The organism is Catenulispora yoronensis (genome assembly GCF_039531695.1).
Taxonomy (GTDB): domain Bacteria; phylum Actinomycetota; class Actinomycetes; order Streptomycetales; family Catenulisporaceae; genus Catenulispora; species Catenulispora yoronensis.
This window is the reverse complement of record NZ_BAAAQN010000026.1, coordinates 69,566-82,789: the sequence shown is the minus strand read 5'-3', so window position 1 is coordinate 82,789 and position 13,224 is coordinate 69,566. Positions and strand designations below refer to the sequence as shown.

The following is a 13,224-nucleotide window of genomic DNA, read 5'->3' as shown; positions in this document are numbered from 1 at the left end:
AACGGCCCCGCGCGGCGGCCTACCGTCGGGCGGGGCGGGTGCCGCACCCCGCCGGCCGGAGGGAGTGCCCATGCAGTGGCGCGGGTCCTATCGCAACAGGCTGTGCGTGGTCACGGACATCGAGGGCTACAGCCGGCACACGACGCCCGAGCAGAGCGTCGCCCAGGAGCGGCTGCGGCGGATCACCGACTTCGCGCTCGCCAACGCCGGCATCGGCCGCTTCAGCCGCCAGCGGCGCCAGGACCGCGGCGACGGCCAGCTCCTGGTGATGGCGCCGCAGCTGGACCTGACGCGTGCGCTTCCGGCGTTGGTCCTGGGATTCCGGCACGCCCTGTACGAGAACAACCGGCAGCCGGGCTCGTTCGGCCCGCTGCGGATGCGGGTGGCCATGGCCCACGGCGTGGTGGCCAAGGGCGCGACCGGGTACGAGGGGCAGACGCCGATAGTGGTGTGCCGGATGGTCGACTCGCAGGCGCTGAAGGACGCGCTCGCGGATCATCAGGAGGCGGACCTGGCGCTGTGCGTCAGCGACACCCTTTACACGGACGTGGTGAAGCAGGAGTACCAGGGACTGCCGTCCGACGAATTCACCGAGACGACGATCACGGTGAAGGAGTACACCGGCCGGGTGTGGATCACCACGCCGCCGGCCGGTCCCGTGCTGACCGCCAGCACCGGGACCTCGCTGTGGACATCGGTGGCCCCGGGCCTGGTCGGCGCCGCGACGGCCGCGTTGGTCAGCTTCCCCCACGAAGGGGATCCGGCGCACAGCGATCCGTTCTCCGACGAGTTCGACCCGCTCGACGCCTACCTGCACATCCACGGCGACCACGGGCCGTCCCACGACGACGGACACCACCACCACGGCGGCACGGAAGCCTCGGCGGGTACCTACTACGGCCCTTACACGGCCCGAGGATCACAGCAGAACATCGTCGCGGTCGGCGAGGTGATGGCCGACTTCGAGCTCGAAGGGTTCGAGGTGTACGGCTACGAGGACAACACCGGGCACGAGCACTACATCGTGCACGAGGTGTACGAGGAGATCGACCACCAGGATCACGACACCTATGACCACGACCTTCACGATCACGACACCTACGACCACGACCTCCACGATCACGACACCTACGACCACGACGTCCACGATCACGACACCTACGACCACGACGTCCACGATGACCATGGAGACCACTACTTGTGAGGCTGATGTACTTGTGAGGCTGAAGCCGGGCCGCTCCACGGCGCACACTGCCGCCGAGCGACCCGGCGCGCACTACTCGGCGGTCTGGACCGACCCCAGGAACCCGTGCACGTCACGGCGCCGCCGGCCCGACGCCGCGGGCAGCACTTCCAGCAGCAGCAGGATCGAGGCGGCTGCGGTGAGCGCGGCGAGGGCGGGCAGCGACGGGAGCCCGGCGACGAACGGTGCCGCGACCATCAGTCCGATCGCGGCGAGCATCGCCGGGATGAAGGACTTGCGGTGGAGCAGGGCCCACATTCCGGCCACGGCGATCGCGTACAGCGCCAGCCCCGCGCACAGCGCGACGGCCCACAGCACGGTCATTTTCGGGCCCCAGGTGCCGATGCCGGGGCGGCCGAGGGATCCGGCGATGGTGCGCAGGCCGTAGGCGAAGGAGATCATCCCGGCCAGGGCGACCAGGTGCAGCACGTTGTAGTGCAGGTGGACGACGGCGTCGAAGCGTCGTCGGGGCGGTGCGGCGGTGTTGCGGGCCGTGCGCTGGCGCAGGTGGTGTTCGCCGTAGCGGTCGAGGGCGTCGAAGTACAGCCACCACATGATCGTGCACGCCACCATTGCCAGTCCGACCAGCAGCAGCTGCGCGGTGCCGATGGTCTCCCCGCTCATCTGACGGCCCATACCGCCCAGCGACATGTCCAGGCCGATGATGACGATGAAGCCGTATCGGGCTGCCAGGTGCCCCGGCGCGCTGACGCCGCGGCTGCGGGCGATGATGATGGCTGCGAGGCTTTCGCAGGCCAGGCCCGCGATCCACAGCATCGGGCGCATGGAGGGCGCCTCGATGGTGGACAGGGCGAGCAGGACGGCGGTGCCGGTGGCCGAGGCGAACACGGCCCACGGCCGGTTGCCGGCCTTCGCGCCGAGGATGAGCCACAGGGCGACCGCCGAGCAGGCGCGGATGACCAGGTAGGCGGCCAGGAAGACGGCTACGCGGCTGGTGAAGCTGGCCGTCCCGAAGGCCCGGGGGAGCGTCATGCCCATCAGGATCATGCCGATCAGGGCCACGATGTGCAGGCCGCGCAGTGCGCCGGTGTCGGCGTCGGCGATGTTCGCGGCCCACACGTAGCTCATCCAGCAGCCCCAGATCATCGCCAGCACCAGGACGCCGCGCGCGGCGCCGGCCCAGCTGTCCTCGGACATGACCAGGACGTCGGTCTGGGAGAAGGCGAAGGCGACCATCACGTCGAAGAGGAGCTCGAAGCCTGAGACCTCGTGGTGCGCGGTGGTGAGGCGGATCAGCGTGCGGGGGCCGCGCTGGCGGGGGATCAGCGCCTTCGCTGGCTTCGCGGTCTTCGCAATCTTCGTGGTCTTCGTGGTTTTCGTAGACTTACCGTTGCGCAGCATCCGGGTCTCCGCCCAGAGAATGAGCGTGCACAGCGTGACCAGCCCGATCACCGCGACCTGGATCGGCCGGCCGATCAGGAGCGGGATCATCCCGGCGGTGGCGAACGGGGCGACGACCCGCGTCCACTCCAGCTTCCACGACGCCGACCAGCTGAACCAGGCCATCGCGAGCAGACACACCGCCACACCCAGATACATCTGCAGCAGCGCGGACGTGGACACCGCGGGGCCGAGCAGGCCGGTGTGGGGCAGCGCGGACAGCGTCGTGAACATCGCACGCTGCGCCCCGGCCGCCACCACGAGCCCGCCGAACATCACCACGTGGCCGACCTGGTAACTCAGGTTCAGCAGCTGCTTGCGGGCGATGGACACGGTGGAGTTCCGGCCGTCGAGCGCGCGCCACGCCGGTTCGATCAGCGAGTCGTACAGCCGGTGCATGACGCACGAGACCAGCAGCACCGTGCCCACCAGCGCCAGCATCGGCGTCGAGATCCGCACCGCCTGGCCGATCTGCTCCAGCAGCTCCAGGCTCAGGCAGCACACGACGGTGTACGCCGAGGCGTACCGCTCCCCGAACGCGCGGATCCCGAACGGCATCCACCCCGGATGCAGACCGATCCGGAACCGGTCGTAGGTCGGGAAGGTGGAGAAGAAGCCCACGAAGACGAACATCGCCCACGACAGCAGGAACACGAACGGACGCCAGCCCATCGGGACCAGCAGCGCGCACCAGATCCCCACCGCCAGCAGAAGGTTCGCCACGATGCAGATGCTCATGTTGCCGACCTGCTCGCGGTCCCCGAACGCGGCGGTGAGCCAGGTCCCGCACCCGCACAGCACCGCGAAGGTCATCATGACCGCGAACAGCACCGACCCCCGCATGATCCCGTGCCCGTGATCGCTGAACGCCTCCGGCACCACGATCGCCACCCCGAGGAACAGCCCGGTCTGCGCCACCGACAACAGCTTGACGACAGGGGCCACCACCCGCATCGACAGCGCGACCACCCCGTACTGCCACAAGCACCCGATCACAGCCATCGCCGCGAACGTCTGGAACACCCCGGTGGCGCCGGAATGCTCGCGCAGCAACGTCCCGGCCTGGGCGAGCGCGAGCACGAAGGTGATGTCCACCAACAGCTCCGCCGGATCGCACTTGTCCTCCGGCGCGCGCCGTGCCAGCGGCCAGCGCCGTCCACTTCGCTCCTCACCCTGCCCGTGGGGAGGTGATGGATCGGTCTCCGTCGCCGAGCCGGCGAACGGGAGGTCTTGAGTCTGCATATGGGAACCCCAAAGATCGGGCGCGATCGTCGAACGCGCGACTATGCTGGCTATGCCTGCAATTCCTATGGGAGTGGCTACTGCTAGGAATTGCGGCGCGCCGGTGGGTTCGCTCGGGCGGAGTAGCCAGGGGCGTCCACGCTTGCGCTGGCTTAGGCTGCCGACTTGCGCCGTCGACCTCGCGCTGCCGGCTCGGGCCGCCGACTCACGCCGCCGCCCTCGCGCTGGTGATGAGAACACCCGATGTATGCCTCTTGATGCGCCGTTGGGCTGAATTGCCGCTGCCCTCAGGCGTTTCTGCGCAGCCCGGCTCCCCGCACGGCGAATGCTGGTCTTGCCGCCGGGCCCCGCTCATCCCGGAGCCGAGTCCTCCTCGGCCGCCGGCCGGGACCGTGAACCGCGACCCGCCCCGTGCGCGGCGATCGGCCTCAGCCGCGAGTTCGTCGAAAGGGACAGCCATGACCGCCCACCAGCCGGATGCCGCGCCGCACGGTGCGCGCTGGACCGACCCCTTCCGCGTCGCCTTCGTGCTGACCGTCCTCAGCCTGGCCGCCGCCGGGCTCTACGGCGGTCTGGGCGCGATCGCGCTGGTCCTGGGCCTGGGGCTGCTCGAAGTCTGCGTCTCGTTCGACAACGCGGTGGTCAACGCCGGGGTGCTGCACCTGCTGCCGCCCCGGGCCCGCTGGCTGTTCCTGACCGTCGGGATGGCCGTGGCCTGCATCGGCGTCCGGCTGCTGCTGCCGCTGGTGATCGTCAGCATGGCGGCGCGCATCGGCCCGATCCGGACCGTCCAGCTCGCCCTGGACGAGCCGACCCGCTACGCGGACGTGCTGCTCGGCGTCCGCCCGGCGGTCTCCGCCTTCGGCGGGATCTTCCTGGCGCTGGTCTTCCTGCGCTTCCTGCTCGCCGGGACCGGACGGCCGTGGATCGGCTGGATCGAACGGCCCGCCCGACGGCTGAAGGCCGTGCCGTACCTGGAGGCGGGCGTCGGCATCACGCTGGGGCTGGCGCTGTGCTCCCAGGCGCCGGCCGGCGCACGGATCGGCGTCGGCGTCGCGGTCCTGATCGGCCTGCTGGCCTTCTGGGGAGTCCAGGCCCTCGGCGACGCGGTCGGCCCGGGACGCGACGAAGACGAGGCCGGCCTGTCCAACGCCGCACGGACCTTCGCCGTGATCGCCTACCTGGAGGTGCTGGACGCCAGCTACTCGGTCGACTCGGTCATGGGCGCCTTCTCGGTGACCCTCGACGTCGTGCTGATCACCCTCGGCCTGAGCATCGGCGCGGCCTACATCCGAGGCCTGACAGTCCTGGTCGCCGAGAGCAAGGTCCTGGGCAAGCTGCCCTTCGTGGAACACGGCGCCTACTACGCCATCGGCCTGCTGGCGGCGGTCTCCCTCGCCCAGGTCTGGACCGACGTCCCGGACATCCTGGCCGCCGGCGCCGGAGTCCTGGTGATCGGCGCCGCCATCGCGAGCTCGCTGGTGGCGCGGCGCGCGGACGCCACGGTGGCCGACGCGGGTGTGGCGTGACCTGAACCGCTCGCTGTGGGCTCCCCGCGGGATGGACGGGGAGCCCACACACCCTCAGCAATGCTCTGCGACGCTCTACGGGCGCTCTACAGCAGGGGCCCGTACGCAGCGATTCGATCGGCGAGGCCACCCGGCCACCCGGCCAGCGCCCTGCTGATGAGCTCGGCGACGATGCGGGGAAGCTCAGGACTCTCAGGGTCGTACAGAACATAAGCCAGGGCCGGCACATACCAAGCACCCCGCAACCGGTCCACATCCATGACCGAGAGGCTGAGCGACTGCTCGGCGACAACACGGGCGATCGCCTGAGTCAGCACAACATCCGCTTGCCGCTCATGCTCGATACTGCTGCAATAGCGCGGACTGGGAACAGGCGTGTCGAGCACCAGCGTCATGAAAGCTCCGCAGGGGTCGAGGACCGCCAACGACGGTCGTTCATCGGATCTCTCAATATTTTGCTGGCGCCCCACCGCCCACCCGGCCCCCGCCGTGCCGCCGACCCGGTGCATTTCCGCACCAGCCCGCACACGATGCCAGTTCCTATCAGCGCACTGACTTGTGACTGAACCAACAGGACCGGAACCGGCTCAGGAACCCAGATCCGCAACCACCTCCCGCGCAGCCCGCGCCCCCGACGCCATGGCACCCTGCACAGACCCGGTCGCACGATAGTCACCACAGACATACCGCCCAACCCCAACCCGCGCCGACCTGCTCAACGGCCACGGCGGCACCATCACGGGAAGCGCCTCACCAATGTCATAGCTGCCCAGGAACTCCCAACCCTCAGCCGCAACCCCGTAGACCTCGCCAAGCACCTCCACCAGAGAAAGCCCAGCATGGTCACCAGAAGACCCCAGCACCGACGTCGAGATCAACGCCCGCCCATCCGCGCTGTAGGCAGGGCAGACGTCAGTGAGCACGGCGGTATTGAGGATCCGCATGGCCTGGTCGACGATGATGATCGGTTCACGCAACGGGGAATGGGGCGCCGCGTGATAGTAGGTGGTGACTGACCGCATGGGAACTGCGGAGCCATGCTGACTGGAGCTTGCCGAACCGGCGCTCGCCGGCGCAATGCCGGGTAGATCAGTGCTTGGCGAGGCAGCGATTGGTGATACGAGCGCCGGCCGACTGGCACTCGGCGGCGCGTAGCCCGGCTGGCCGGTGCTCAAAGAGGCGGCGCTCGGCGGTGCGAGTGGCGACTGCTCATTGCCTAGCGGTGAGGCGTTCGGCGAAGCGAGCGTTGCCTGGTCGGTGCTCAATGAAGTGGCGCTCGGCGGTGCCGGCGGCGATTGCTCATCGTCCAGCTGTGCGGCGAGCGTCGCCTGGTCGGTGCCTGGCGGCGTAGCAGTTGGCGGCGTGAGCGTCGGGTGGTTGCTGGTTGGCGAATTGCTATGCGGTGCGTCGGAATCCGGCTGGTTGAACTCTGGCGCGGCGAGTGCCGGCCCAATCAGTGCCGTAGCTGCCCCCGGGCCCGTCGCCACCACAACCGCGCCCGCCGCGATGGCCTCCCCGCCGACCAGCACCACCCCCTCGTCGGTCACCGCTGCCACCGGCGTCTCCAGTCGCAGCGTCCCGGGCGGCAGCCGTCGTGCGAGCTGTTCGGGCACCGCTCCGATGCCCTGTGCGGGCAGGGTGGCGCGGCCGCGGAGCATGCTGCGCCATACCAGGTGCAGCATTCGGCTGGAGGTTGTCAGGTCCGGTTCGAGGAATACGCCCGCGAAGAAGGGGCGCAGTGCCCGGTCGATGAAGCCGGCGGACAGTCCGGCGGCGCGCAGGCTTGTGTAGGCGGATTCGTCGGGGGCGTCCTTGAGTCGGCGGGTGGGGAGGCAGACGTCGCGGGCGCTGAGGGCGGACAGGGCTGCGAGGTCGCGGAGTGAGCCGGGGAGGCCGTTTCGCAGCTCTTTGAGCATTTGGCGATCTGCCAGGGGGTTGGCGATCCGGGTGCGGTGCTTCGGGCCGTGGAGCAGGAACCCCGGGGCGAAGTCGTGGAGGTCGAGGCCTTCGGCCCTGATCCGTTTTCGGACCTGCGGATAGTACGGGTTGAACACCTGGAAGCCCCGGTCGAGCACGAATCCGTCCCGGTGATCCGACCGCATCCGGCCGCCCGGTGCGTCGCTCGCCTCAAGCACCGTGACGCGCAGGCCCGCCGCCACCAGGTCGGCCGCGCATGCCAGTCCCGCCACACCGGCACCGACAACGATCACGTCGACTGTCGGCGTCGTCGCTGGCCTCGATGGCCCAGTCGGCCCCGTTGAGCCCATCGGCCCAGTCGGCCCCATCGGCATCACTCGCATCATGAACCTCCATTGGTACTCACCAGTCGTCCCAGTCGTCGCCCTCGTTCCCCAAGACGAGGGCAGCCGCCTCCCCGGATGGCACGCCTTAGGCCATTCGGGCGTCGTCCGGCGTCCCGAGGTGCGATCCCGCGCGTGCCGTGGAAGGGTTTAAGCACTCGGTTAAAACGCCCGCTCAAAACGCGGGCGGCCGGGCACCGGCCCTCCGGCCGGCTCCCGAAAGGCGGCGCTTCCCCATGGTGCGGCTGCAAGACCACCTCCCCGTCGACCACCGCCTCCGCAGGGTCTATCGCTGGGGCTCGATCCTGTCGGCCGTGACGCTCCTGGTGTTCGGCATCCTCGGCCTGCTCGACTCCATCCCCTTCTTCAGCACGCAGGGCGAGCGCGTGATGGGCATGTCGAGCAACGGCCTGCTGTCGGTGACGTCCATCGTCGTCGGCGTCTTCCTGCTGATCGCCGCCAAGATCGGCGGCGACTTCGCCTCGACGGTCAACATGGTCATGGGCGGCGTGTTCATCCTGGCCGGGCTGCTGGGCCTCGCGGTGATGGACACGAAGGCCAACTTCCTGGCGTTCGGCCTGTCGAATGTCTTCTTCAGCTTCATTGTCGGGCTGATCATGATGACGTTCGGGATGTACGGCCGCGTGAACCTCTACCTGCCCTACGACAACCCCTACTACCAGGCCCGGCATCCGGAGGAGGCCGCGCGGAGGGAAGAGGCGATGGCCCTGACCGCCGCCCCCAAGGCCACGCCGAAGGCCGTGACGAAGTCCCCGTACGCTGCGCACTGACGCGAAGCCCTACAACGCGGTCAACTCACGGGCCAACGAGGTCTGCACCTCGTTGGCCATCTTCTCGAATCTCCGTTGCACGAACGGACCCACCAGCCGCAGCCACCCATGAAAAACGATCTCGGCGCGGTACGTGACCGTCGTCGCCCCGCCGTACTGAGCGAAAGTCAGATCATCGGTGGCCGTGGCCTGATTGTTCCGCCCGACGAACGTCAGCCGCTCCGGCTCCATCCGCTCCAAGCGGTAGTCCAACTGGGTGACCCGATCGTTGAACTCCGACACGTTCCGCCACGCCGCCCCGACCCGGATCGGCCCCGAATCCGTCCGGACACAGCTGATCGTGCCCGGGTCCCAGTGCACAGCGTTGCCGAAGTCCGCCAGATAGGCGACGACAACCGGGAGCGGTCGTGGCACGGTGATGGTCCGGTGGACTCGCATAGCGGTGCTTCGTTGCCGAGCCGCCCCGCGGATTGGTCCTCGGCCGAAAGAAATAGAAAGCCACCAACGAAAGCGCCGCTGTGCGGCACAGGCAACCGGCCCGCACCGCACAGCGGCAACTATCCAGAACTACCTACTACTGAAGAACTACCTACTACTGAAGAACTACCTACTACTGCACCACCGACCAAACAAACGTCGCCGTCCCCGACACGCCGACACCGTCCCTCGCCGTCACCGTCACCGTGTACGTCCCGTGCGTCGTCCCGGTCCCGGAGATCGTGCCGTTCCCGGAGATGCTGATCCCCGGCGGCAGCCCTGTCGCGCTGAACGTCAGCGACTGCGCCGGGTTCGAGTCCACGGCCTGCATCGCGAACGACACCGCCGCGCCCCGCGGGCTGCTGTACCCGAACGGGTTCACCACGCCCACCGTCTCGGCCCCGGCCACCCCGGAGTTCGCCGTGACGTTGGCGCTGACCGCCGTGTTCGCCAGCGACACGCCCGCCGCCGAGGCGCCCGCGGCGACCTGGCCGGTCAGCGTGTGCGCCAGGCTCGTCGAGCCGGTCAGCGGCAGGTTGTTCGACGCGTCGCCGACCTTGATCGCGTACGTGCCCGCCTGCGCCTCCCACTGGTTGTCCGCCGAGGACCACGACGCCAGGTTGTGGACCGTCAGCGGGAACGTGACCGTCGTGCTCTGCCCCGGGTTGAGGGTCACGCGCTGGAACCCCGCCAGCTGCTGCGGCGGGTCCTGGCTGGCGGCCGGGTCGCCGACGTACATCTGCGCGACCTCGGCCCCGGCCACCGAGCCGGTGTTGGTCACCGTCGCGGTCACCGTCGCCGTGCCGTTGGCGTTGAACGCGCCCACGGCGAGGTTGGAGAAGGAGAACTTCGTGTACGACAGACCGAACCCGAACGGGAAGGCCGGAGTGATGTTCTGGGACTGGTACCAGCGGTAGCCGATCTTCACCCCCTCGCTGTACGTCGGCCCGGTCGGAGTGCCCGGCCACTGGGCCGTGGTCTGGGCCGGGACCTGGCTCAGCGAGGCGGGGAACGTCACCGGCAGCTTGCCGGAGGGGTTCACCGTGCCGAAGATCAGAGCGGCCACCGCCGCACCGGTCTCCCCGCCGCCGTACCAGTTCTCGAAGACGCCGGCGACGGAGTTGAGCCACGGCATCACGACCGGCGAGCCGCTGTTGATCACCACGATGGTGTTCGGGTTGGCCGCCGCCACCTGGGTGATCAGCGACTCGTCGGTGCTGGACAGGTTCAGCGTGCCCAGGTCGCTCTCCTCGCCCTCCGGCGCGCTGACGTACACGATCGCGTCGGCCGCGGCCCGCGCCGCCGCGACGGCCTGCGGGATGTTGGCCGTCCCGTTGTCGTTGCCCGCGGTGTAGGTCACCTTGACGTTCGGCCCGACCGCGTTCTGGATGCCGGTCACCGGCCAGATCGTGTTCGCGCTGGTCACGGTGCCGCTGCCGCCGCCGGCGATCTCCACCCCGGCGCCGCCGTCGGTGCCGATCACCGCGATGGTCTTCGCGCTGGTCGGGTTCAGCGGCAGCAGGCCGTTGTTCTTGAGCAGGACCGTGCCCTCCTCACCGAGCTGCAGGGCGGTCTGCTGGTGCGCCGCGGTGCTCACCGTGGTGGTCAGCGACCCGCTCGCCGGGTTGTCGAAGACCCCGAAGGCGAACATCTGGGTCAGGATCCGGGCCACGATCGCGTTCAGCGTGGCCTGGCTGAAGGTGCCCGCCGCCAGCGCGTTGCCCAGGTTGGTGGCGTAGGAGTTGAACGGCATCGCGATGTCCAGGCCGCCGTTGGCGTCGGCCACCGCCGGACCCGCCGCGCCCCAGTCCGAGACCACGAAGCCGCCGTAGTTGGCCTGCGTGTCCAGGCCGTTGCGCAGCATCGGGGCGCTCGCGCAGGACGAGGCGCCGTTGACCACCGCGTAGGAGCACATCATCGACGCCGGCGCCGACTGGGCGATGGCCGACTGGAACGGAGCCAGGTACAGCTCCTGCATCGCCTGCGAACCGACGATCTCGTTGTTGCCGCCGTTGGGGTACGTCTCCTGGTCGTAGGCCGCGACGTGCTTGACCATGGCCATCACGCCCTGGCTCTGCAACCCCTGCACCTCGGAGGAGGTGATCTGCCCGGCCAGGAACGGGTCCTCGCCGTACGTCTCGTAGGTCCGGCCCCAGCGCGGGTCCCGCACCAGGTTCGACGTCGGGCCCAGCGAGATGGTGACGCCCTTGCCGGCGAACTCCGCGCCCTTGGCCACGCCCTCGGCCTGGATCAGGGTCGGGTCCCAGGTGGCGGCCCCCGACTCGCCGTCGGGGAACGCCGTCACGCCGCCGGCGCCGTCACCGACTCCGGACGGCCCGTCCTCCAGGTTCATCTGCGGGATGCAGAGGTTGGGGACGCCCGCGACGTGGCCGATGTAGTTGCTGGTGCCGTCCCCGGCGACCAGCGTGAGCTCCTCGGACTGGTTCATGGTGTTCAGGACCTGCTGCACCCGCTGGGTGAGCGGCGCGGTCGAGCCGACCCACGGGCACACGCCGTTGCCGCCGTTGCCGTTGCCGCCGGTGACCGGCGGAGTGCTGGTCAGGCCGTAGACGTCGAACTCGAAGATCGAGTAGCCGAACTGGGTGCCGCGCGCCGTGCCGTACATCCGGACGTAGCGGTCGGTCGCGGTGACCGGGAAGGTCTGGCTCCCGCCGGCCCCGGTGGTGGTGGAGTAGACCGTGGTCCAGTTCGCGTTGTCGTTGGACACCTGGACCTGGAACGCGGTGGCGTAGGCGGCCTCCCACAGCAGGCTGATGCTGCAGATCTGCTGCTGGGTGCCCAGATCCACCTCCAGCCACTGCGGGTCGGCGGCGGCGCTGGACCAGCGGGTGCCCGGGTCGCCGTCGGTGGCGCCGGTGGCCGGATAGGCGACCGCGTCCTGCGTCGAGGAGGCCGTGGTCGGCTGGTCCATCGCCAGGTCCTGGATGCCGCAGTACTGGTTCGGCCCCGGGCCGCCGGTGCCGCCGGTGCCCTGGGCGAAGGAGATGAAGTGCAGGTTCCAGCCGTTCGAGTCCTGCTTCAGGGTCAGCGTCTGGGCGCCGGCCACCAGCGAGACGCTGGCCGTGACCGTCGTCCAGGTCTGATAACCCCCGGTGGCCGGGACGGCGACCGAACCGGTCAGGTTCGCCCCGGCGGCGTTCGCCAGGTGGAAGGCGTCGGCGCTGGCCGCGGGCGCGGCCACCCGGAAGCTGGCGGTGTAGACGCCCGCCGTGCTCACCTGGACCGTGTAGTTGAACCACTGCCCGGCATTGGTCCAGCCCAGGTCGTACGGACCGCCCGCCGCACTCGTGTTCTGGGTGTCGGCCGTGTTCTCCAGGTCGACGCCGTCGGACCGGTAGCTGTTCGCGGTGCCGTTGGCCGCCGCGACGGTGTAGGCGACGTTCGGGCCGCCGGTGTCGTAGTTCGCCGCCAGGACCGTGCCGGGCACCGGCGCCGGCGTCCCGCCGAATGGCTTGTCACCGCCGCCCCCGCCGCCTCCGCTGGAGGTCAGGGTGAAGGCCATGTTGTGGAAGTTCCACCCGTTCGAGTCCTGCTTCACCGTCAGCGTTTGCGTCCCGGCCGGCAGGACGAGACTGGCCGTGACCGTGGTCCAGGTCTCGTAACCGCCGGTGTTGGGGATCGCGACCGAACCGGTGAGGTTGGCCCCCGAGGCGTCGGCGATGTGCAGGGCGTCGGTCAGGCCGTAGGGCGAGGAGAGCCGGAAGGCCACGCTGTAGGTGCCCGCGGTGGAAACGTTTACGGTGTAGTTGAACCACTGCCCCGCATTTGTCCAGCCCAAGTCGTACGCACCGCCGGCGGGACTGCTGTTCTGCGTGTCCGCCGTGGTCTCCAGGTCGATCCCGTCGGCGCGGTAGCTGTTCGCCGAACCGTTCGTGGAAGCGACGTTGTACGCGACACCCTGCCCGCCGGTGTCGTAGTTCGCCGCCTGCACGACGCCCGGCACCGCCGCGGCGGCGCCTCCGTACGGGACGCCGACGGCGGCGCGCGCCGGGCTGAGGGTGCCGGCCAGCGACGTGGCCGACAGCGCGGCCGCCGCTATCAGGGCCCGGACGATCGGCCGCCGACCCGATGACCGCGATCTGCCGCGTGCGCCTGTCGACGGCCGTAGCCGTGTGAGAAGCCTCATTGCAGCTCTCCTAGCAGGGTGTGGGGAGAAGACCGTCCCGGGGTGGGCCCGGGACGGGTGTCAGTGTCCGTACGACGTCGTGCGGGAGAGCGCC

General features: G+C 69.5%; 8 protein-coding genes. 3 read left to right on the top strand and 5 right to left on the bottom strand.

Annotated features, from left to right (window positions below; translation table 11 throughout):
- Positions 1–70: 70 nt before the first annotated feature.
- Complete coding sequence (locus ABD481_RS21940; RefSeq protein WP_344667592.1) at positions 71–1,204, top strand: hypothetical protein; 1,134 nt, start codon at positions 71–73, stop codon at positions 1,202–1,204.
- Positions 1,205–1,276: 72 nt separating this feature from the next.
- Here ABD481_RS21940 and ABD481_RS21935 read toward each other — a convergent pair whose 3' ends face one another.
- On the bottom strand, positions 1,277–3,886 hold the full coding sequence (locus ABD481_RS21935; RefSeq protein ID WP_344667591.1) for a low temperature requirement protein A: 2,610 nt from the start codon (positions 3,884–3,886) through the stop codon (positions 1,277–1,279).
- Between the two features lie 458 nt (positions 3,887–4,344).
- On the opposite strand from ABD481_RS21935, the gene ABD481_RS21930 reads away from it, so the two are divergent.
- Positions 4,345–5,415: a DUF475 domain-containing protein gene (locus tag ABD481_RS21930; protein ID WP_344667590.1), complete on the top strand. Its 1,071-nt coding sequence runs from the start codon at positions 4,345–4,347 to the stop codon at positions 5,413–5,415.
- Between the two features lie 86 nt (positions 5,416–5,501).
- Here ABD481_RS21930 and ABD481_RS21925 read toward each other — a convergent pair whose 3' ends face one another.
- A complete protein-coding gene (locus ABD481_RS21925) occupies positions 5,502–5,810 on the bottom strand; it encodes a hypothetical protein (protein WP_344667589.1) in 309 nt (102 codons plus the stop codon).
- A 192-nt stretch (positions 5,811–6,002) separates the two neighbouring features.
- Positions 6,003–7,625, bottom strand: coding sequence for an FAD-dependent oxidoreductase (locus tag ABD481_RS21920; protein WP_344667588.1), 1,623 nt, complete (start codon positions 7,623–7,625; stop codon positions 6,003–6,005).
- Between the two features lie 326 nt (positions 7,626–7,951).
- Between ABD481_RS21920 and ABD481_RS21915 the strand changes: the two genes are divergently transcribed.
- Positions 7,952–8,506 carry a DUF4383 domain-containing protein gene (locus ABD481_RS21915; RefSeq protein ID WP_344667587.1) on the top strand — a complete coding sequence of 185 codons (555 nt, stop codon included), beginning with the start codon at positions 7,952–7,954 and terminating at the stop codon, positions 8,504–8,506.
- A gap of 9 nt (positions 8,507–8,515) precedes the next feature.
- Here ABD481_RS21915 and ABD481_RS21910 read toward each other — a convergent pair whose 3' ends face one another.
- Together ABD481_RS21910 and ABD481_RS21905 are read right to left on the bottom strand one after the other, a co-directional pair.
- Positions 8,516–8,944, bottom strand: coding sequence for an SRPBCC family protein (locus ABD481_RS21910; protein WP_344667586.1), 429 nt, complete (start codon positions 8,942–8,944; stop codon positions 8,516–8,518).
- A gap of 172 nt (positions 8,945–9,116) precedes the next feature.
- Complete coding sequence (locus ABD481_RS21905) at positions 9,117–13,130, bottom strand: glycoside hydrolase family 3 C-terminal domain-containing protein (protein ID WP_344667585.1); 4,014 nt, start codon at positions 13,128–13,130, stop codon at positions 9,117–9,119.
- Between the last annotated feature and the right edge of the window lie 94 nt (positions 13,131–13,224).

What these genes read in the sequence shown, in the direction of transcription:
- ABD481_RS21905 (WP_344667585.1), bottom strand. Translation starts at nt 13,130, where the DNA reads ATGAGGCTTCTCACACGGCTACGGCCGTCGACAGGCGCACGCGGCAGA.
- ABD481_RS21940 (WP_344667592.1), top strand. Translation starts at nt 71, where the DNA reads ATGCAGTGGCGCGGGTCCTATCGCAACAGGCTGTGCGTGGTCACGGAC.
- ABD481_RS21935 (WP_344667591.1), bottom strand. Translation starts at nt 3,886, where the DNA reads ATGCAGACTCAAGACCTCCCGTTCGCCGGCTCGGCGACGGAGACCGAT.
- ABD481_RS21930 (WP_344667590.1), top strand. Translation starts at nt 4,345, where the DNA reads ATGACCGCCCACCAGCCGGATGCCGCGCCGCACGGTGCGCGCTGGACC.
- ABD481_RS21925 (WP_344667589.1), bottom strand. Translation starts at nt 5,810, where the DNA reads ATGACGCTGGTGCTCGACACGCCTGTTCCCAGTCCGCGCTATTGCAGC.
- ABD481_RS21915 (WP_344667587.1), top strand. Translation starts at nt 7,952, where the DNA reads ATGGTGCGGCTGCAAGACCACCTCCCCGTCGACCACCGCCTCCGCAGG.
- ABD481_RS21910 (WP_344667586.1), bottom strand. Translation starts at nt 8,944, where the DNA reads ATGCGAGTCCACCGGACCATCACCGTGCCACGACCGCTCCCGGTTGTC.